The 19946-nt window shown below is 69.1% G+C and carries 20 protein-coding genes; 15 read left to right on the forward strand and 5 right to left on the reverse strand.

Annotated elements, in window-relative coordinates; genetic code table 11:
* Positions 1-5: 5 nt before the first annotated feature.
* Positions 6-641, forward strand: coding sequence for a DUF998 domain-containing protein (locus G6N61_RS29695; protein ID WP_163924406.1), 636 nt, complete (start codon positions 6-8; stop codon positions 639-641).
* Positions 642-645: 4 nt separating this feature from the next.
* Here G6N61_RS29695 and G6N61_RS29700 read toward each other — a convergent pair whose 3' ends face one another.
* Positions 646-975, reverse strand: coding sequence for a type II toxin-antitoxin system VapB family antitoxin (locus G6N61_RS29700; RefSeq protein ID WP_163924407.1), 330 nt, complete (start codon positions 973-975; stop codon positions 646-648).
* Between the two features lie 178 nt (positions 976-1153).
* Between G6N61_RS29700 and hrcA the strand changes: the two genes are divergently transcribed.
* The 8 genes from hrcA (at position 1154) to era (ending at position 9480) form a co-directional block, all read left to right on the forward strand.
* Positions 1154-2185, forward strand: coding sequence for a heat-inducible transcriptional repressor HrcA (gene hrcA, locus G6N61_RS29705; protein WP_163924408.1), 1032 nt, complete (start codon positions 1154-1156; stop codon positions 2183-2185).
* A 53-nt stretch (positions 2186-2238) separates the two neighbouring features.
* Positions 2239-3387 (forward strand): molecular chaperone DnaJ, encoded by a 1149-nt coding sequence (dnaJ, locus tag G6N61_RS29710; protein WP_163924409.1) that lies wholly within the window; start codon positions 2239-2241, stop codon positions 3385-3387.
* A 30-nt stretch (positions 3388-3417) separates the two neighbouring features.
* Entirely contained in the window at positions 3418-4176 is a 759-nt protein-coding gene (locus G6N61_RS29715) for a 16S rRNA (uracil(1498)-N(3))-methyltransferase (RefSeq protein WP_163924410.1), read from the forward strand.
* 96 nt (positions 4177-4272) lie between these two features.
* Positions 4273-6399, forward strand: a complete 2127-nt coding sequence (locus G6N61_RS29720; RefSeq protein ID WP_163924411.1) for a PhoH family protein — start codon at positions 4273-4275, stop codon at positions 6397-6399.
* Positions 6396-6932 (forward strand): rRNA maturation RNase YbeY, encoded by a 537-nt coding sequence (gene ybeY, locus G6N61_RS29725; RefSeq protein WP_163924412.1) that lies wholly within the window; start codon positions 6396-6398, stop codon positions 6930-6932. Before G6N61_RS29720 ends, ybeY begins: the two co-directional genes overlap by 4 nt.
* The gene (locus G6N61_RS29730) at positions 6929-8242 is read left to right on the forward strand and encodes a hemolysin family protein (RefSeq protein ID WP_163924413.1); all 1314 of its coding nucleotides are present in this window, start codon (positions 6929-6931) and stop codon (positions 8240-8242) included. Before ybeY ends, G6N61_RS29730 begins: the two co-directional genes overlap by 4 nt.
* Before the next feature lie 13 nt (positions 8243-8255).
* Positions 8256-8573: a cytidine deaminase-like protein gene (locus G6N61_RS29735; protein ID WP_163924414.1), complete on the forward strand. Its 318-nt coding sequence runs from the start codon at positions 8256-8258 to the stop codon at positions 8571-8573.
* 7 nt (positions 8574-8580) lie between these two features.
* The gene (era, locus tag G6N61_RS29740; protein WP_163924415.1) at positions 8581-9480 is read left to right on the forward strand and encodes a GTPase Era; all 900 of its coding nucleotides are present in this window, start codon (positions 8581-8583) and stop codon (positions 9478-9480) included.
* A 10-nt stretch (positions 9481-9490) separates the two neighbouring features.
* Here era and G6N61_RS29745 read toward each other — a convergent pair whose 3' ends face one another.
* Complete coding sequence (locus G6N61_RS29745) at positions 9491-10945, reverse strand: amidase (protein WP_163924416.1); 1455 nt, start codon at positions 10943-10945, stop codon at positions 9491-9493.
* A 77-nt stretch (positions 10946-11022) separates the two neighbouring features.
* On the opposite strand from G6N61_RS29745, the gene recO reads away from it, so the two are divergent.
* Genes recO through G6N61_RS29760 form a run of 3 tightly spaced genes read left to right on the forward strand, consistent with a single transcriptional unit; the run spans position 11023 to position 13178 of the window.
* Positions 11023-11883, forward strand: coding sequence for a DNA repair protein RecO (gene recO, locus G6N61_RS29750; RefSeq protein WP_163924417.1), 861 nt, complete (start codon positions 11023-11025; stop codon positions 11881-11883).
* Positions 11825-12712 (forward strand): decaprenyl diphosphate synthase, encoded by an 888-nt coding sequence (locus G6N61_RS29755; protein WP_235887347.1) that lies wholly within the window; start codon positions 11825-11827, stop codon positions 12710-12712. The genes recO and G6N61_RS29755 overlap by 59 nt, the downstream gene beginning before the upstream one ends.
* A gap of 19 nt (positions 12713-12731) precedes the next feature.
* Complete coding sequence (locus tag G6N61_RS29760; RefSeq protein ID WP_163925202.1) at positions 12732-13178, forward strand: hypothetical protein; 447 nt, start codon at positions 12732-12734, stop codon at positions 13176-13178.
* Here the strand turns inward: G6N61_RS29760 and G6N61_RS29765 are convergent.
* Together G6N61_RS29765 and G6N61_RS29770 are read right to left on the reverse strand one after the other, a co-directional pair.
* The gene (locus tag G6N61_RS29765) at positions 13167-13574 is read right to left on the reverse strand and encodes a Fur family transcriptional regulator (RefSeq protein ID WP_163924418.1); all 408 of its coding nucleotides are present in this window, start codon (positions 13572-13574) and stop codon (positions 13167-13169) included. The two genes, G6N61_RS29760 and G6N61_RS29765, sit on opposite strands and share 12 nt — an antisense overlap.
* On the reverse strand, positions 13571-13975 hold the full coding sequence (locus tag G6N61_RS29770; protein WP_163924419.1) for an ArsR/SmtB family transcription factor: 405 nt from the start codon (positions 13973-13975) through the stop codon (positions 13571-13573). The genes G6N61_RS29765 and G6N61_RS29770 overlap by 4 nt, the downstream gene beginning before the upstream one ends.
* A 105-nt stretch (positions 13976-14080) precedes the next feature.
* On the opposite strand from G6N61_RS29770, the gene G6N61_RS29775 reads away from it, so the two are divergent.
* Positions 14081-15478 carry a glycine--tRNA ligase gene (locus tag G6N61_RS29775; protein WP_163924420.1) on the forward strand — a complete coding sequence of 466 codons (1398 nt, stop codon included), beginning with the start codon at positions 14081-14083 and terminating at the stop codon, positions 15476-15478.
* Between the two features lie 174 nt (positions 15479-15652).
* Positions 15653-16537: a type IV toxin-antitoxin system AbiEi family antitoxin gene (locus tag G6N61_RS29780; RefSeq protein ID WP_163924421.1), complete on the forward strand. Its 885-nt coding sequence runs from the start codon at positions 15653-15655 to the stop codon at positions 16535-16537.
* A gap of 62 nt (positions 16538-16599) precedes the next feature.
* Here G6N61_RS29780 and G6N61_RS29785 read toward each other — a convergent pair whose 3' ends face one another.
* On the reverse strand, positions 16600-18615 hold the full coding sequence (locus G6N61_RS29785; RefSeq protein WP_163924422.1) for a TPM domain-containing protein: 2016 nt from the start codon (positions 18613-18615) through the stop codon (positions 16600-16602).
* Positions 18616-18672: 57 nt separating this feature from the next.
* On the opposite strand from G6N61_RS29785, the gene G6N61_RS29790 reads away from it, so the two are divergent.
* On the forward strand, positions 18673-19944 hold the full coding sequence (locus G6N61_RS29790; protein ID WP_163924423.1) for a deoxyguanosinetriphosphate triphosphohydrolase: 1272 nt from the start codon (positions 18673-18675) through the stop codon (positions 19942-19944).
* Positions 19945-19946: the final 2 nt, after the last annotated feature.

Below are 19946 nucleotides of genomic sequence, written 5' to 3' on the forward strand. Positions count from 1 at the left end.
ACGGGGTGGCAGCCCGTATCGGAGCAGCGCTCTGGATCGCCTCGGCGGTCGTGTACTTCGTGACCGAGGCAGTTGCCGCTGCGGCCGTGCCCGGGTACGAGTACGCCCACCACTACATCAGCTCCCTTGGCCAACCCGACATCTCGCCGCGGTCGGCGGTGATGAACTTCGCGTTCCTGGTGCAGGCGGCGGCGCTGCCCCTGGGTGGCTGGCTGCTGTGCCGCGGCCGGAAGGCGCCGCTGTTCCTGGCGTTCGCCGTGTGCAACGGGGTTGGCAACGTCCTGGTCGCACTGGTGCACAGCGGAACCACGTCGCCCTGGCACGGCATCGGCGCGGCGATGGCGATCGGCGGCGGCAACGCCACCGTGCTGGCCGGAGCGTGGGCGTTGCGGCCCGCCGCCGGGTACCGCGCGTACCTGGCGGTGTCGCTGGTGCTGGGCGTCGTCGGGCTCGCGTGCCTGGCCGTGGTGTTGTCCGCGGTGCCGCCGGTGGGCGCGTGGGAGCGGGGGAGCGTCTACACGATCTATGCCTGGCAGACGATGGCGGCGTTAGCGGTCCTGGTCGGATCGGCGGCGAGCGTGCGCAAACTCGGGTCGGGGCGCGGCGTGTCGGCCGCAGACACGCACGCTCGCGGAGAATAGGGAATCAGATGTGGGTGGGGCCGGTCTGATTCTCGAACGGCTGGTCCATGTCGTACACGCGGGCGTGCAGGACGGTGCGATTGCGCAGCGCCGACCGCACGGCGCGGTGCAGACCGTCCTCGAGGTAGACCGTGCCCTGCCACCGCACCGCGTGCGGGAACAGGTCGCCGTAGAACGTCGAGTCCTCCGACAGCAGCCGGTCGAGCGCCAGCACCGTCGTCGTGGTGACGAGTTCGTCGAGTCGGATCTGCCGCGGCGGGATCTGCGCCCACTGCCGATGGGACAGGCCGTGCTCGGGATAGGGCTTGCCGTCGCGGACGCCCTTGAAGATCACGAGCGGGCCGTCACTGGTGGAGGAGTCCGTGACGTCGGCGTCGGCATGAAGAAGAGGTTAGTGCTACTCAGCGATGTTGTCCCGGGCATCGTGACGGCCTCATCGGTCTGCCGCCCGCCGGCAACGTCGCTGGTCACCGTAAAATGAAGGTTCGCTTCTAGGTGAGGTAGGTGAACGCATGAGTAGTGCCGATGACCGGCGTTTCGAAGTGTTGCGCGCCATCGTCGCCGATTTCGTGACCACGAAGGAGCCGATCGGCTCCAAGACGCTGGTCGAGCGGCACAACCTGGGCGTTTCCAGTGCCACGGTGCGCAACGACATGGCCGTGCTCGAAGCCGAGGGCTACATCGCCCAGCCGCACACGAGTTCGGGCCGCGTGCCCACCGAGAAGGGGTACCGGGAGTTCGTCGACCGGCTGCACGACGTCAAGCCGCTGTCCACCAGCGAACGGCGCGCCATCCTCAAGTTCCTCGAGGACGGCGTCGACCTCGACGACGTCCTGCGCCGCGCGGTGCGGCTGCTCGCGCAGCTGACCCGGCAGGTCGCGATCGTCCAGTACCCGACCCTGACGACGTCGACGGTGCGCCACCTCGAGGTCGTCGCCCTCACACCCGCACGGTTGCTGCTCGTCGTCATCACCGACACCGGCCGCGTCGATCAGCGCATCGTCGAACTCGGCGACGCCCTGGACGAACACCAGCTCTCCCAGCTGCGCGAGCGGCTCGGCCAGGCGCTCGAAGGCAAGCCGCTGTCGACGGCGTCCGTGAACGTCGCCGACCTGGCGTCGCAGCTCGACGGGCACGGCGGGCTGGGCGATGCGGTGGGCCGCGCCGCCACCGTCCTGGTGGAGACCCTCGTCGAGCACAAGGAGGAACGCCTCCTGCTCGGTGGCACCGCGAACCTGACGCGCAACACCGCCGACTTCGGCGGATCGCTGCGATCGGTGCTCGAAGCGCTCGAGGAGCAGGTGGTCGTCCTGCGGCTGCTCGCTGCCCAGCAGCAAGCCGGTAAGGTCACGGTACGCATCGGGCACGAAACCGAGGCCGAACAAATGGCCGGTACCTCGGTGGTCAGCACGACCTATGGCTCGCTGGGCAAGGTGTACGGCGGCATGGGTGTGGTCGGACCCACACGGATGGACTATCCGGGAACCATCGCCAACGTCGCGGCGGTTGCTCTCTACATAGGCGAAGTCTTGGGCACCCGCTAGGGGTGCGAATTCGGACCGCGCGAGCGGCTTGAAGTTTCTTGGAAGGGTTTGGCGTGGCACGCGATTATTACGGGCTGCTCGGTTTGAGCAAGGGCGCGAGTGATTCGGACATCAAGCGCGCGTACCGACGACTGGTGCGCGAGCTGCATCCCGACGTCAATCCCGATGCAACCGAACAGTTCGCCGAGGTCAAGCTGGCCTACGAGGTGCTGACCGACCCGGACCGGCGTCGCATCGTCGACATGGGTGGCGACCCCATGGAGTCCGGCGGCATGGGCGGCGCAGGCAACGGCTTCAGTGGCTTCGGCGGGCTCGGCGACGTCTTCGAGGCGTTCTTCGGTGGCGGTGCCGGTGGCGGACGTGGTCCGGTTGGCCGGGTGCGTCCCGGCTCGGACTCGCTGCTGCGGATGCGCCTGGACCTCACCGAGTGCGCGACGGGCGTGACCAAGCAGGTCACCGTCGACACCGCGATCCTGTGCGACGTGTGCCAGGGCAAGGGCACCCACGGCGACTCCACCCCGGTCACCTGCGACACCTGTCACGGCCAGGGCGAGGTGCAGACCGTGCAGCGGTCGCTGCTCGGCCAGGTCATGACCACCCGGCCCTGCCCGGTGTGCGCCGGCGTCGGCGAGACGATCCCCGACCCCTGCCACCGCTGCGGCGGCGACGGGCGCGTGCGTGCCCGGCGCGAGGTCAGCGTCAAGATCCCGGCAGGCGTCGGGGAGGGCATGCGCGTGCGTCTCGCGGCGCAGGGCGAGGTCGGCCCCGGCGGCGGACCCGCGGGCGACCTGTACGTCGAGGTGCACGAGCAGCAGCACGACGTGTTCGTCCGCGACGGCGACGACCTGCACTGCACGGTCTCGGTACCGATGGTCGACGCCGCACTGGGCACGACCGTCAGCGTCGACGCGATCCTCAGCGGGCCGACCGACATCACGATCGCTCCGGGCACGCAGCCGGGCACGGTGACCACGCTGCGCGGGCACGGCATGCCGCACCTGCGGTCGGGCGTGCGCGGCGATCTGCACGTCCACATCGAGGTCGTCGTGCCGTCGCGGCTGGACCACACGGACACCGATCTGCTGCGCAAGCTCAAGGATCACCGCGTGCGCGACGTCGCCGAGGTGAAGTCCACGAATGCCGGGCCTGCCGCGAACGGCGGCCTGTTCAGCCGGCTGCGCGAGACGTTCACCGGTCGCTGACGCGCGAGTGACCTCGAGGCGGGATCGCTGGTGAGCAGCGCGCTGTTCTACGTCGACACGCTCCCCGAGGGCGCCGAGTCGGTCGTCGTCGACGGTGATGAGGGCTTCCACGCCGCGAACGTGCGGCGGATTCGCGTCGGCGAACGCATCGACGTCGGCGACGGCGCGGGCACCGTCGCGCACTGCGTCGTCGACGACGTAGCCAAGGGCAGGCTGTCCGCCCGCATCGAGACCCTGCGGACGACCGAACCACCGAAGCCCACTGTGACCGTCGTGCAGGCGCTGCCGAAGTCGGACCGTGCGGAACTGGCCGTCGAGTTGGCCACCGAAGCGGGCGCCGATGCGTTCCTGGCGTGGCAGGCGGAGCGCTGCGTGGCGCGCTGGGACGCGGCGAAGGCCGACAAGGGGCTGCGCAGGTGGCGTGCGGTGGCCCGGTCGGCCGCCAGGCAGTCGCGCAGACCCCACGTCCCGACCGTCGAGTCCGTCGTGTCGTCCGCCCAGCTCGCGACCATGGTCTCCGCCCAGGTCGCCGCGGGCGCGGTGGTGCTGGCGCTGCACGAGTCGGCCACCGAACCGATCACCGGTGCCGCGCTGACGGGTCGCCTCGCGGCCACCCACTCGGTGTTCTTGCTGGTCGGGCCGGAGGGCGGGATCAGCGATGGCGAGATCGCCGCGTTGGCCGGTGCGGGTGCCACCGCGGTGGTGCTGGGCCCGTCGGTGCTGCGGACGTCGACCGCCGCGGCCGTCGCCCTGGGGGCGCTCGGCGTGCTGACGCCCAGGTGGCGATGACCGAGCCGGCCGTTATCCATTGGGGCGTGGCAGTGACCAGCGGTAAACTCGCAACAGACACGCACGCCAACCCAGGAAGCAGGCACTGAACTCCACGTGACGCCCCGCGAGACGAACGCTGCCTCGTCGTCGGTACGAAGCAGCAACCCCGTACGCAGCAACATCAACGTGCCGCCGGACCTGGTCGTGGGCCTACTCGGCTCTGCCGACGAGAACCTGCGTGCGCTGGAGGGCCTGCTCACCGCTGACGTGCATGCGCGCGGCAATGCGCTCACGCTCTCGGGTGAGCCCGCCGACGTCGCCCTCGCCGAACGTGCCCTGACCGAACTCATGGCCGTGGTGTCGAGCGGTCAGACCCTGACCCCCGACGCGGTTCGTCACACGGTGTCGATGCTGATGGGGTCGGGCTCCGAATCGCCTGCCGACGTCCTGACGCTGGACATCCTGTCGCGGCGTGGCAAGACGATCCGCCCCAAGACGCTGAACCAGAAGCACTACGTCGACGCGATCGACAAGCACACCATCGTGTTCGGCATCGGCCCCGCCGGTACGGGCAAGACGTACCTCGCGATGGCGAAGGCGGTCAGCGCGCTGCAGAGCAAGCAGGTCTCGCGCATCATCCTGACCCGGCCCGCCGTGGAAGCCGGTGAGCGCCTTGGCTTTCTGCCCGGGACCCTGAGCGAGAAGATCGACCCGTATCTGCGGCCGCTCTACGACGCACTGCACGACATGATGGACGCCGAACTCATCCCGAAGCTGATGAGCACGGGCGTGATCGAGGTTGCGCCGCTGGCGTACATGCGGGGTCGGGCGCAGCCGTTGTCGACGCGGGTGCTGACGCCCACCGGTTACCGGCCGATCGGCGACCTCCGGGTCGGAGACTTCGTCATCGGGTCGGACGGGCGGCCGACCAAGGTCCAGGGTGTCTATCCCCAGGGCTTCAAGGACATCTACCGGGTCACCACCCAGGACGGCTCGTCGACGCTGGCGTCCGGCGACCACCTGTGGTCCGTCTACACCCGTTCCGACCGGCGCCGCGGAAAGCCGGCACGGGTCCTCGAGACCAAGGAGATGATCGGCAATCTGCGCGCGGCGCACTATCACCGCTACGAATTGCCGCTTCTCAACGCGCCGGTCGAGTTTCCCGCGCACTCCGTGCCACTCGATCCTTACGCCCTGGGACTGCTCCTCGGTGACGGGTGCATCACGTGCACCACGACGCCGAGTTTCGCCACCACCGATCCGGAGTTGGCGGCGGAGTTCGAGCGGGTCGTGCCGGGCATCGTCGTCCGACGGAAGTCCGACGTCGACTACGTACTGAACCGCGTGACCACGCCCGGTGAGGTGATCACTCAGGTGAATCCAGTCACCGGTGCCCTGCGGCGGCTGGGACTGGCCGGCACGCGGTCGAGTGACAAGTTCGTTCCGAAGGACTATCTGCTCAACTCCGCGGACGTACGGCTGGCGGTACTGCAGGGCCTGCTGGACACCGACGGCGGGCCGGTCACCCAGACGGGACGCAGCTGCCGGATCCAGTACACGACGGTCTCGGATCAGCTGCGCGACGACGTCGTGTTCCTGGTGCAGTCGCTGGGCGGGGTCGCATACAGCCGTACCCGCGTTGCAGAGGGCCGGAAGCCCGGTCTGGCCAGGGGACGCGAGATTCCCTACCGGCACGACGCGCACGTCGTCGACATCCGACTCCCGGGGGGCGTCGTTCCCTTCCGGCTCGCGCGCAAGGCCGCCAAGTACGACGAGTGTGGTGGCGGCCAGCCGAAACGGTACGTCGAATCGATCGAACAAGCCGGCACCGAGGAAGCGGTGTGCATCCGGGTCGCTGCAGCAGACTCGCTCTACGTCACCGAGGACTTCCTGCTCACGCACAACACCCTCAACGACGCCTTCGTGGTGCTCGACGAGGCGCAGAACACCACTGCCGAGCAGATGAAGATGTTCTTGACCCGCTTGGGATTTGGGTCGAAGATCGTCGTCACGGGTGACACCACCCAGATCGACCTGCCCGGCGGCGCCCGCTCGGGTCTACGGGCCGCGGTCGACATCCTCGACGGCATCAGCGACATCCACATCGCCGAACTCACCAGCGCCGACGTCGTGCGACACCGCCTGGTGGCCGAGATCGTGGACGCCTATGCCAGGCACGAAGACTCGGGTGCGCTGAACCGTTCCCAGCGCCGGGCGAATGCGGGCAGGCCGCGCCGGTGAGCATCGAGGTATCGAACGAATCCGGGCTGGACGTCTCGGAGACCGAGCTGATCAGCGTCGCCAAGTTCGTCATCGAGCGGATGGACGTCAACCCCGCCGCCGAGTTGTCGATGGTGCTGCTCGACACGGCCGCGATGGCCGACCTGCACATGCGGTGGATGGACCTGCCCGGTCCGACCGACGTCATGAGCTTCCCGATGGACGAACTGGAACCCGGCGGACGGCCCGACGCCCCCGAACCGGGACCGTCCATGCTCGGCGACATCGTGCTGTGCCCCGAGTTCGCCGCCAAACAGGCCGAGACGGCGGGGCATTCGCTCGGCCAGGAACTCGCGCTGCTGACCGTGCACGGCGTGCTGCACCTGTTGGGCTACGACCACGCCGAACCCGATGAGGAGAAGGAGATGTTCGCCTTGCAACGCGAACTGCTCGAGGAGTGGGTCGCCGCCCAGGTCGACGAATATCACCGGGAACGGCAGACCGAACGCGACCGAAGGCTGCTCGACGAGTCGCGCTTCTACGATCAATCGTGACGGGCCTGACGCCCCTGCTCGGGGCCATCGCGCTGATCCTCATCGGCGGATTGTTCGCCGCCGTCGACGCCGCGGTGAGCACCGTGTCGATGGCGCGGGTGGACGAACTCGTCCGCGACGAACGGCCGGGCGCCGCCCGTCTGGCGAGGCTCATGCACGACCGGCCGCGCTACATCAACCTCGTCGTCCTGCTGCGCATCACATGCGAGACCATCGCGACGGTCATGCTGGTCGCCTATCTGGAAGAGCGTCTCGGCTTCGGCTGGGGACTGGTGGTCGCGGCGGCGATCATGGTGGTGGTCAGCTTCGTCGCGATCGGCGTGGGGCCGCGCACCCTCGGACGGCAGAACGCCTACACGATCGCGTTGATCTCGGCCCTTCCGCTGCAGGCGATCTCGGTGCTGCTGACTCCGATCAGCCGCCTGCTCGTGCTGCTCGGCAACGCGCTGACCCCCGGTCGCGGGTTCCGCAACGGACCGTTCGCGTCCGAGATCGAACTGCGTGAGGTCGTCGACCTCGCCCAGCAGAGCGGCGTGGTGGCCGACGACGAGCGCCGGATGATCCAGTCGGTCTTCGAACTGGGCGACACCGCCGTGCGCGAGATCATGGTGCCGCGCACCGAGATGGTGTGGATCGAAGCCGACAAGACGGCCGGCCAGGCCACGTCGCTCGCGGTGCGCAGCGGGCACTCGCGCATACCGGTCATCGGCGAGAACGTCGACGACGTCGTGGGCGTCGTCTTCCTCAAGGACCTCGTCGAGCAGACCTACTACTCGACCAACGGGGGCCGCGACACCAAGGTCTCCGACGTCATGCGGCCCGCGGTCTTCGTGCCGGACTCCAAGCCACTCGACGAACTGCTGCGCGAGATGCAGCGCGACCGGAACCACATGACGCTCCTGGTCGACGAGTACGGCGCCATCGCCGGACTGGCCACCATCGAAGACGTCCTTGAGGAGATCGTCGGCGAGATCGCCGACGAGTACGACACCGACGAAGTGCAGCCCTGGGAAGATCTCGGCGACAACCAGTTCCGGGTCTCGGCCCGGGTACCGCTGGACGACCTGGAAGAGCTGTTCGACGGCCTCGACATCAGCAGCGACCTCGATGACGTCGACACCGTCGGTGGGCTGCTCGCCCACGAACTGGGCAGGGTCCCGCTACCGGGTGCCGAAGTCGCGTGGGGCCCACTGCGACTGCGCGCCGAGGGCGGCCGCGACCATCGCGGCCGGGTGCGCGTCGGCACCGTGCTGGTGACCCGCACCGATGGCGACGAGAACGGTGAAGGCGATGACGATGAGGACCGATGAGAAGGGAACTCGAGTGAGCGAACTCGACGCCGAGGACGCCAAGCTCGTCGTACTCGCCCGTGGGGCGATGGCGCGAGCCGAGGCGGGCACCGGTGCGGCCGTCCGCGATCTCGACGGCCGTACGTACGCAGGCGCCCCCGTCACCCTCGACGCGTTGACCCTGACGGCACTGCAAGCCGCGGTCGCCGCCGCCGTGTCCAGCGGCGCCGTCGGCCTGGAAGCCGCCGTGCTGGTGGGCGGTTCGGCCGACGATGCGGGAGTGGCCGCCGTTCGCGAGATGTCCGCCGACGCCTCGGTGATCGTCACCGACCGGGCGGGCACGCCGCTATGAGGCTCGCGTGACCGAATTCCGTTCCGGCTTCGTCTGCTTCGTGGGCCGGCCCAACACCGGCAAGTCGACGCTCACCAACGCGCTGGTCGGCGAGAAGGTCGCGATCACGTCCAACCGCCCGCAGACCACGCGCCACACGATCCGCGGGATCGTCCATCGCGACGACTTCCAGATCGTGCTCGTCGACACCCCCGGTCTGCACCGACCCCGCACCCTGCTGGGGCAACGCCTCAACGAACTGGTCAAGGGAACCTACTCCGAAGTCGACGTCATCGGGATGTGCATTCCCGCCGACGAGGCCATCGGCCCGGGTGATCGCTGGATCTACCAACAGATCCGTGACATCGCCCCGCGGACCACGTTCGTCGTCGTCGTCACCAAGACCGACAAGGTGTCGCGGGAGAAGGTGGCCGCTCAGCTGATTGCCGTGAGCGAATTGACCGGCGGCACAGCGGAGATCGTGCCGGTGTCCGCAACGGCGGGCGAGCAGCTCGACGTGCTGATCGACGTGCTCGTCGCTCAACTGCCGCCCGGTCCGGCGTTCTATCCCGACGGTGAGCTGACCGACGAGCCGGAGGAAGTCCTCATGGCCGAACTCATCCGGGAGGCCGCGCTCGAGGGCGTCCGCGACGAACTGCCGCACTCGCTGGCGGTCGTCATCGACGAGGTCAACGAACGCGAAGGCCGTGACGACCTGATCGACGTGCACGCGATCCTGTACGTCGAGCGTGACAGCCAGAAGGGCATCATCATCGGCAAGGGCGGCGCCCGCCTCCGCGAGGTCGGTACCGCCGCGCGCACCCAGATCGAGAAACTGCTCGGCACGAAGGTGTACCTGGAACTGCGCGTCAAGATCGCCAAGAATTGGCAGCGCGACCCGAAACAGCTGGGCCGACTGGGCTTCTAGGCTCGGCGGGTCAGGCCGGCTCCGCCCACCACGGGTCGGGCTGGCGGGTGGCCCAGTTGCCGACGACTTCGAGTTCGGCCGCCAGCGAGATCAGCAGCGGCTCGCTGTTGGCCGGTCCCATCAGCTGCACCCCGATCGGCAGCCCGTCGGAGGTGAAGCCCGCGGGGATGCTGATCGACGGCCAGCCCAACAGATTCCACGGCCAGGTCACCGGGCACTCGCGGATCATCGCGCGATCCGTCGCCAACCCGCCGCGTCCGTCGTAGTCGTGCACACCGGGTGGCGGCATCGCGGTGGTCGGGGCGAGGACCACGTCGGCCAGGTTGAAGATCCACCCGATCCGTCGCTGCGCCTCGGCCTCGCGCCGGCGCGCCTTGCGCAGCACCTGCTCGGACAGCAACCGTCCGGTCCGCATGTTGGCCGTCGTGCGCTTCTCCCACTCGACGAGGGGCCCGAGCCGGTCGGCCCAATCCAGCAGACCCGACGTCGACCGGGACAGGAAGTCCCACGACATCCGCACGCCGTAGTCGGGGTTCGCGGTCCGCACCGTGTGCCCGAGTTCCTCGAGCTGGTTCGCGACGGTCGTCATGGCCGCGCGGATCTCGGGGTGCAGCTTCGCGCGGAAGAAGGTGTACGGGAACTCGGTCGACATCGCCACGGTCAGCTGACCGGGGGCCTGAGCGACGTGGTCCGTCGCGCGGATGGGTGGTGGCCGGTGCAGGTCGCCGTCGACGTTGCCCGACGCCGCGTCGAGCACCAGCGCCGCGTCGGTCACCGTCCGTGCGAGCACGCCGTTGACGGTGATGCCGTTGAACGCCTCGGGCAGCGGCCACGTCGAGATCCGGCCGCGCTGCGGCTTGATGCCGACCAGGTGGGTCCACGCCGCGGGGATGCGCACGCTGCCGGCGCCGTCGGAGCCGATGGCCGCCGTCACCAGACCTGCGGCCACTGCCGCCGCACTGCCGCCCGACGAGCCGCCGGGCGAGTGGTGCCGCGACCAGGGGTTGCGGGTGTGGCCGAAGCCCGGTCCGCTGGTGAACGGCCACTGACCGAGTTCGCAGGTGTTGGTCTTGCCGACGATGACCGCACCCGCTGCGCGCAGCCGGCGGACCACCTCGCTGTCGGCGGTCGCGGGAAGCGGGTCGCCTGCGGTGCCGAAGCGCGTCGGTACCCCCGCGACGTCGACGTCGTCCTTGACCGCGAGCGGGACGCCGAGCAGCGGCAGGTACTGACCGCCCGCGCGCATCCGGTCGGCCTTGCGGGCGTCGGCGATGGCCTGTTCGGCCATGACGACGCGGAAGGCGTTGAGGGTCGGCTGGCTCGCGGTGATCGCGTCCAACGAGCGTCTGACCAGCTTCTCGGATGTGGTCTGGCCGCTGGCGAGCTGGAACAGCTGCTGCGTCAGCGTGGGGAATCGAGAGGCGGACGAACGCTTGGCGGATGCCTTGGGTGGAGTCAGAACCATGTTGGTTCGAGAATATCGGTCGTAAATCACGGTCCGGCCTCGCCGACGACGTCACCGTCTGGTGCAAGACTGGAGCGATGCGGTTGTACCGGGATCGAGCAGTGGTGCTGCGGCAGCACAAGCTCGGCGAGGCCGACCGGATCGTGACGTTGCTCACCCGCGACCACGGTCTGGTGCGCGCCGTCGCCAAGGGCGTTCGCCGTACCCGCAGCAAGTTCGGCGCCCGGCTCGAGCCGTTCGCGCACATCGACGTTCAGCTGCACCCGGGGCGCAACCTCGACATCGTCACCCAGGTGCAGGCCATCGACGCCTTCGCCACCGACATCGTCAGCGACTACGGCCGCTACACCTCCGGGTGCGCGGTGTTGGAGACCGCCGAGCGGATCGCAGGCGAGGAGCACGCCCCGGCGCCTGCCCTGCACCGGCTGACCGTGGCGGCGCTGCGGGCCGTGGCCGACGGCGCACGGGCTCGCGAGCTGGTCCTGGACGCATACCTGCTGCGGGCCATGTCGATTGCGGGCTGGGCGCCTGCGCTCGTCGAGTGCGCGCGCTGCGCCACGCCGGGGCCGCACCGGGCGTTCCACGTCGCCGCCGGTGGAAGTGTCTGCATGCACTGCCGTCCGTCGGGGTCGATCACGCCGCCCCAGGGCGTGGTGGACCTGATGGCCGCGCTGCACGACGGGGACTGGGACGTGGCCGAGGCGTCCACGCCCGCGCACCGCAGCCAGGCCAGTGGTCTGGTGGCCGCACACCTGCAGTGGCACCTGGAACGCCAGATGCGGACGTTGCCGCTGGTGGAACGGGTCTACCGGGTCGACGCCGCGGTCACCGCCACGGTCGACGGACGCCGGATTCCTCTGGTCGGGCAGGATGAGTCCCATGGCTTTGATGCGGGGCGCGGGCAAGGAGACCTACCCACAACTGCCTCCAGCGCCTGAGGACTACCCGACCTTTCCGGACAAGTCCACGTGGCCCGTGCCGTTCCCCGAGCTGCCGCCGGGCACGAACGGCAGGTTCTCCCGTCCGCCGCAGCATCCCTCCAAGGCGTCGGCTCCGCAGATTCCGGAAGGCCAGGTGCCCCAGCACGTCGCGGTGGTGATGGACGGCAACGGCCGCTGGGCGACCCAGCGCGGTCTCGGCCGCACCGAGGGCCACAAGATGGGCGAGGCGGTGCTGATCGACATCACCTGCGGCGCCATCGAGATCGGCGTCAAGCACCTCACGGTGTACGCGTTCTCCACGGAGAACTGGAAGCGCAGCACCGAGGAGGTTCGCTTCCTGATGGGCTTCAACCGCGAGGTCGTGCGGCGGCGGCGGGAGAACCTCAACGCGATGGGCGTGCGGATGCGCTGGGTGGGCTCGCGGCCGCGGATGTGGCGCAGCGTCATCAAGGAGTTCGACATCGCCGAGCAGATGACCGTCGGCAACGACGTCATCACGATCAACTACTGCGTGAACTACGGCGGCCGTACCGAGATCATCGAGGCCACAAGGGAACTCGCGCAACTGGCTGCCGACGGCAAGATCAACCCAAACCGGATCGGCGAGGCGACGTTCGCCAAGCACCTGCACCGCGCCGACATCCCCGACGTCGACCTGTTCATCAGGACGTCGGGGGAGCAGCGGGCGAGCAACTTCCTGATCTGGCAGGCGGCGTACGCCGAGTTCGTGTTTCAGGACAAGCTGTGGCCGGACTACGACCGCCGCGACCTGTGGGAGGCCTGCGTGGAGTACGTCAACCGCAATCGTCGTTTCGGTAGAGCCTGATGAGCCTGGGTGGGGGAGCCTGATGTCGCTGCTGGAGCGGCTGTCGTCGGTGCTCCGCGACGTCACGACGGTGCTCGAGGAGGACGACGACGGCCTGACGGTCAGCCATGCAGGCACCGTCGCGTCGATCCGGGTGGTGACGATCGCCGACGGCCTCGAGATGGTGTCGCTGTCGCAGCCGTTGGCGTGGGACCTGCCGCTGACCAACAAGACGCGCGAACGCGTCGTCGAGCACGCCGGGCGGACGATGCTGGGCTCGGTGGTGCTGGTGGAGAAGCTGGTGGAGTCGCCGGCCAACGGTGCGACGAAGGCGTCGGCGACGCGAAAGACGGGCGCCAAGAAGGTCGCCGACGTGATGCTGCGCTACAACTTCCCGGCGGCGGGTCTCGGCGACGAGGCGCTGCGCACGTTGGTGATGCTGGTGCTGTCCGCCGGGGTCGACGTGCGGGCGGCGCTAACCGGCTGAGTCGGCGGGCACGCAGTCACCGCACACGCCGAAGATCTCGATGGTGTGCGTGACGTCGGTGAAGCCGTGTTCGCGCGCCACGTCGGCGGCCCACTTCTCGGCTGCACCGCCCTGCACCTCGACGGCGGTTCCGCACCCGCGGCACACCAGGTGGTGGTGATGGTGGGCGGAGCAGCGGCGGTAAACCGATTCGCCGGTGTCGGTGCGCAGGCTGTCGACCAGCCCGGAGGCGGCCATGGTCTGCAGCGTCCGGTACACGGTGGTCAGGCCGATGCCCTCGCCGCGGCGGCGCAGTTCGTCGTGCAGTTCCTGCGCGGAGCGGAATTCGTCGACGTTCTCGAGCAGTGCCGCAATGGCGGCGCGCTGCTTCGTGGACCGAACCGCGACGCCCGTCACGAGTGATCCTCGGCGGAGTGGTCGACGGCGGCGAGCACGATGTCGCACAGATGGTGGTCGACGAGGCGGTAGTAGACCTCGCGTCCAGACCGCTCGCCTGCGACGACGCCTGCGGACTTGAGGATGCGCAGGTGCTGGCTGACCAGTGGCTGCGGCACCTCGAGTGAGTCGACGAGTTCGTGGACGCACCGCGAGGACTCCCGGAGCTGCAGGACGATCGCGATGCGGACGGGCGCTGCCAGCGCTCGCAGCAGTTCGCCCGCCGAGTCGAGGACCTCGCGCGGCGGCAGGTCGAGCGGAGGGGGCCCGTCGTGGCCGTGGTGCTCGTGGCTGCCGTGCTCTTGGACGCCCTTCTCCTGGCCACCCTGCGAGTGATCTGCCAAACTGGAAACGGTTTTCATTAGAAGTCAGAATACATGCGGAATGCTGCATGTCAACGCGTCGATCGTCCGGTGGGCCTACGCCAGGGCGATGGCCGGGCACGCGCCTGACTAGGCTATGAACCCGTGGCATCCATCATCGACACCGTTGCGAACCTGGCGAAACGCCGTGGCCTGGTCTATCAGTCCGGCGAGATCTACGGGGGTACGAAGTCGGCGTGGGACTACGGCCCACTCGGGGTCGAACTCAAGGAGAACATCAAGCGACAGTGGTGGCGGTCGATGGTCACCGGCCGCGACGACGTCGTGGGCCTGGACAGCGCGATCATCCTGCCCCGCGAGGTGTGGGTTGCCTCCGGACACGTCGAGGTCTTCAACGACCCGCTGGTCGAATGTCTGAACTGCCACAAGCGTCATCGGCAGGATCACCTGCAGGAGGCCTACTTCGAGAAGCGCGGGGCCAAGGACGGCCTGGCCGACCTGGACGCCGTTCCGATGGAGGAGATCGTCTGCCCGGACTGCGGCACGAAGGGCCAGTGGACCGCGCCGCGTGACTTCAACATGATGCTCAAGACCTACCTCGGGCCAATCGAGTCCGAGGAGGGCATGCACTACCTGCGGCCCGAGACCGCCCAGGGCATCTTCGTGAACTTCGCGAACGTGGTGACCACGTCGCGCCGCAAGCCGCCGTTCGGCATCGGCCAGATCGGCAAGAGCTTCCGCAACGAGATCACGCCGGGCAACTTCATCTTCCGCACCCGCGAGTTCGAGCAGATGGAGATGGAGTTCTTCGTCGAGCCCGCGACCGCGCCGGAGTGGCACCAGTATTGGATCGACACCCGGTTTCAGTGGTACGTCGACCTCGGCATCGATCCCGAGAACCTGCGGCTCTACGAGCACCCGAAGGAGAAGCTGTCGCACTACTCGGATCGCACCGTCGACATCGAGTACAAGTTCGGCTTCTCGGGCAACCCGTGGGGTGAACTCGAGGGCGTCGCCAATCGCACCGACTTCGACCTGTCGACGCACTCCAAGCACTCCGGCACCGACCTGTCGTTCTACGACCAGGCGACCGAGAACCGTTTCGTGCCATATGTGATCGAGCCCGCGGCGGGGCTGACGCGGTCGCTGATGGCGTTCCTGGTCGACGCGTACACCGAGGACGAGGCGCCCAACGCCAAGGGTGGCGTCGACAAGCGCACGGTGCTGCGCCTCGACCCGCGTCTGGCGCCGGTCAAGGCGGCGGTGCTGCCGCTGTCGCGCCACGCGGACCTGTCGCCCAAGGCACGCGACCTGGCCGCCGAGCTGCGCAGGTCGTGGAACGTCGACTTCGACGACGCAGGCGCGATCGGTCGTCGTTATCGGCGCCAGGATGAGATCGGCACGCCGTTCTGCATCACGATCGACTTCGACTCGCTCGAGGATCAGGCAGTCACCATCCGCGAGCGCGACGCCATGACCCAGGAGCGCGTCGCCATCTCCGAGGTGTCCAACTACCTGGCCGTACGCCTCAAGGGCTGCTAGGTCTTTCCCCCTCTTCCCGCGAGTTCTTCTACCCGCGAGCGTGCGTGTCTGCGGGCGACACGCCGCGCCCGGACCCGAGTTCACGCACGCTCGCTCGTCCCCAGTCGCGGGTTCATCCCCAGATTTCCCTAGCGGTCTGGCGGTGCAATCACCGGCGAGGTCACGATCGACCGCGTGGACGGGGTGGAACGGCTTCTCGAAGCTCAAGGCGGCGTGGCGGGTACGGGCCAACTACTGACGGTGCTGACCCGCAGTCAGCTCGACCGCCGGATCGATCGCGGTGAGCTGACCAAGGTATGGCCGGGCATCTATTGCGCTGGCGAACCCGACGACGGGATTCGCCTGCGCGGGCTCGACCTTCGTGCCGGTGAGCAGGTCGCGATGTGCCTCGGCACTGCGGCCGCGGCTTACGGCTTCGACACCGAGGGTGACGCCGACCTGCACGTCCTCAACCCGGTTCGACACCAGTTGCGCAACTCAGACGGGCTGGTGGTCCACCGTCGTGACGGTGCGCCGTTGGGCCGCGTCGATGGCCGTAGGGCGACGACCCCGGCGTGGACCGCCGTCGAGGTGGCTCGCGGCCTTCGTCGACCGCGGGCGCTCGCGATACTCGACGCCGCACTGCGATCCGGCACGTGCGAACGGCGAGACCTGCACTTCGCTGCCGTCGAGCAGTTCGGTCGCCGCGGGATCGTGGCCGTCCGCGAACTCATTCCGCTGGCCGATCCACGCGCCGAATCGCCGATGGAGAGCGAAGCCCGGCTCGTGATGCTCGACGGCGGATTGCCAACGCCCGAACTGCAATACGACGTCATCGACCGGTCGGGCCGACTCTGGCGGCTGGACTTCGCGTGGCCGGATCGCAAGGTCGCCGTCGAGTACGACGGGTTCGACTGGCACAGCGACCCCGAAGCCCTCCGTCGGGACCGGCAGAAACGCGCGGCGCTGGCAGAGATGGACTGGACGGTGACGTCGATCGTGTTCGACGACGTCAGGCGGCGGCCGGTCGACACCGTGCTCGGCATTCGGCGAGACCTGACGCGGACCCGCGCGGCGTGAGCGTGCGTGAACTCGGGTTTTCGCCCGGCGTGTCGCCCGCAGACACGCACGCTCGCGGGAAGTTAGAACCGCCCGCCGCCCCCGCTGAAACCGCCACCGCCGCCGCCGGACCCGCCGAACGAGCCCGGGCTGAACCCGCCCCCACCGCCGAAGCCGCCACCACCGCCGAAGCCGCCGCGCATCGCGCCGGACAGGATGTTGCCGATGAGGATTCCGCCGATTATGGCGCCGGCGTTGCCTCCGCCTCCGCCGTAGCCGCCGCCCCCCATGTAGTTCTGCTGGGCGTTGCTCACGTCGGCGTTCGCCAGCGTCTGCGCCTGGCCCGCGAGCAGGGCCGCGCCGTTGGCGTGCGCGATCGCCTCGGAGAGGTTCGTCGTGCGCTTGGCCTGGGCGGCGTCGAGTTGACGGACCGCCTCGGCCAGCCGGGTGCGGGCCTCGGGTCCGACGCTGCCGCGCCGGGTGTCGATGAAGTCCGACACCGATCGCACCCGGGACTGCGCGGCGAACAGCGCCGAGTCGAACGCGCGGCTCATGCGTTCGGCCGCCTCGCGTTCCTCGGTGATGGTCGACAGCAGGTGGTCGAGTTCGGCGTCGGCCTGGGTGAGTGCGGTGAATGCGCCCAGCGGATCGGCGCCACCGTTGCTCTGCGCGTTCGCCACCGCGGTCGCGGCGGCGTCGCGGGCGGCCCGGAGTTCGGCCGCCCGGGGGAGCGACGCCTGCCCGAGCAGTTGGTCGGCGTGGGCGATGCCGCTCTGGCCGTCGGCGATCGCATCCGGCAGCCCGGCGACGGCCCGGTTGATGTCGGTCGCCGCGCTATCGACCGAGTCGAGCAGCGTGCGCGCCTGCCCGAGCGCCGATTCGGCCGCGTGGATCGAGTCCACCAAACCGGCCTGGCTGCCCGCGGGACGGGCGACCAGTGCCCTGGCATCGGTGATGTTCTGGTCGGCGAACGTCAGGCGATGGCTTGCCGCGTCGACGTTTCCGGCGATCGAGTGCAGCGCGGTCTCGGCGAACTGGGCGTGCAACGCCGTGAGCCGTTGCCGGGCCGGCTCGATGCGCGCGGTGAGGTCGACCATCTGCTGGGTCAGCGTGTCGAGCCGGCTCGGCGCGTTGATCACCAAGTCGCGCAGCTGCGCGAACGCCTCGCCCTGGGCCTCCAGTTCGCGGTCGGCCTTCGCCGCCGCCACGATGACCCTGGTCAGCAGGTCGCGTCGCTGCTGCGGTGTCTCCGGCGCTGCGTCGTCGAGGATCTGCCGCACGTTGAACGCCTGGGTGAGCGTCGTCTTGGCGTTGTCGACCGCCTGGCGGAACGGCGCGGTGTCCTTCTCGCCGAACTCGTCGACCGCCAATGTCAGTTCGTTGTCGCTGGTGCGCACGGCGTTGTCGACCTCGACCACGATCGACCGGGACAGATCGTCGAGCGCGTCGATGGACAGCGACGCCAGCGCCTCCGGGCTGGTCGGGTCGACGCGCTGCGCTGCGGCGAACTCGGCTTCCCGGCGCTTGCGCTGCCTGCGCCGGCGCCAGAAGAGCAGCACCACGACGGCGATGGCGATGACTGCGAGGATGGCGACCAGCCCCACCCAGTTCATCGTGCCCGCACTGCCGGTGTCACCGAGACCCGTTGCGGCGGCGACGGCGGCGCCGGCCCAGTCACCCTTGCGCAGGGCGGGTTCCACCTCGTTGCGCCGCAGCGTGTCGACATCGACGCTGCCCGCTGCCTCGGTCGGGACCAGCAACGCGTAGGCGCGGTCACCGGTCGCGACCGCGAGGATGGCGTCCGATTCCTGTAAGTCGCTGAGGCTGAACGTGCTTCGTGCCCAGGCTTCGGCGTTCTGGCCCGAGAAGGAGTCGACGTAGACCACCCACAGCCGGATTCGGCGAGCGTCGTAGAGGCCGTCGACGGCCGACTGCACCTGCCTGAGCTGCCCTGCGCCCAACGCACCCGCGTCGTCGGTGACGTAGTTCGCCAACCGCATGGGCGGGTCCGCCCACGCCGTCGGCGTCGTCAACAGGCCGATGGTCAGTGCTGCGAGCAGCAGGCCGATGAGGCGGACCGCTCGACGTTCCCTGCGCATGGCGCCAATCTAGTGGGTGGGCTGACGAGTGCCGCGGTGCTGGCAGACTGTTCGGCGGTGACCACCACGACCGACGACTACGACGACTTCGACCGACAGCGACTGGTGGTCGAGGCGGCGAAGGGTGCCGCGCTGCCGGGTACCGAGAACGCCGAGCACCGCACCGACTTCGCCCGCGACCGGGCCCGGGTGTTGCACAGCGCTGCGTTCCGGCGTCTGGCCGACAAGACTCAGGTGGTCGGTCCGCGCCAGAGCGAGACGCCCCGCACTCGGCTCACGCACTCGCTGGAGGTCGCGCAGATCGGCCGCGGCATGGCGATCGGTCTTGGCTGTGACCCCGACCTCGTCGACCTGGCGGGCCTCGCCCACGACATCGGGCATCCGCCCTACGGCCACAACGGGGAACGCGCGCTGAACGAGATCTCGAAGCCCTTCGGCGGGTTCGAGGGCAACGCGCAGAACTTCCGGATACTCACCCGGCTGGAACCCAAGGTCCTCGACGCCGACGGCCGGTCGGCCGGCCTCAACCTCACCCGCGCGGCGTTGGACGCGGTGACGAAGTACCCGTGGCAGCGCTTCGACCGCAGGAAGTTCGGGTTCTACGACGACGACATGGCTGCCGCCGAGTGGGTTCGCGAGGGCGCCGACGCGGAGCGTCCCTGCCTGGAGGCGCAGGTGATGGACTGGGCCGACGACGTCGCGTACTCCGTGCACGACGTGGAGGACGGGGTGATCTCCGGGCGGATCGACCTGCGGGTGCTGGCCGACGCCGACGCCGCCGCGTCGCTCGCCCGGCTGGGCGCCGACGCGTTCCCCTCGCTGACGATCGACGACCTGCTCGCCGCCTGCGAGCGGCTCTCCGAGGTTCCCGTCGTGGCGGAGGTCGGCAAGTACGACGGCACTCTGGCGTCGTCGGTCGCGCTGAAGCAGATGACGAGCGAACTCGTCGGCCGGTTCGCCAACGCCGCGATCACCGAGACCAGGGCCGCCGCGGGCAACGGACCGCTGCGGCGCTACGACACCGATCTCGCGGTGCCGACGGTGGTGCGCACCGAGGTCGCCGTGCTCAAGATGCTGGCGCTCCAATTCATCATGTCCGACCACGGTCACCTGCGGATCCAGGCCGACCAGCGCACCCGCATCCACGAGGTCGCACTGACGCTCTGGGCGCAGGCACCTGGCAGCCTCGACCCGCAGTTCGCCCCGGAGTTCGTGGCGGCCGACGACGACGGGGCGCGGTTGCGCGTCGTGATCGATCAGATCGCCTCCTATACCGAGGGTCGGTTGGAACGAGTGCACGAGGCGCGTTCGCCACGGCCACTAGACTGAAT

The organism is Mycolicibacterium arabiense (assembly GCF_010731815.2).
In the GTDB taxonomy this organism is placed as follows: Bacteria; Actinomycetota; Actinomycetes; order Mycobacteriales; family Mycobacteriaceae; genus Mycobacterium; species Mycobacterium arabiense.

What these genes read in the sequence shown, in the direction of transcription:
- hrcA (WP_163924408.1), top strand. Translation starts at nt 1,154, where the DNA reads ATGAGTAGTGCCGATGACCGGCGTTTCGAAGTGTTGCGCGCCATCGTC.
- recO (WP_163924417.1), top strand. Translation starts at nt 11,023, where the DNA reads ATGCGGTTGTACCGGGATCGAGCAGTGGTGCTGCGGCAGCACAAGCTC.
- G6N61_RS29770 (WP_163924419.1), bottom strand. Translation starts at nt 13,975, where the DNA reads ATGAAAACCGTTTCCAGTTTGGCAGATCACTCGCAGGGTGGCCAGGAG.
- G6N61_RS29745 (WP_163924416.1), bottom strand. Translation starts at nt 10,945, where the DNA reads ATGGTTCTGACTCCACCCAAGGCATCCGCCAAGCGTTCGTCCGCCTCT.
- G6N61_RS29755 (WP_235887347.1), top strand. Translation starts at nt 11,825, where the DNA reads ATGGCTTTGATGCGGGGCGCGGGCAAGGAGACCTACCCACAACTGCCT.
- G6N61_RS29785 (WP_163924422.1), bottom strand. Translation starts at nt 18,615, where the DNA reads ATGCGCAGGGAACGTCGAGCGGTCCGCCTCATCGGCCTGCTGCTCGCA.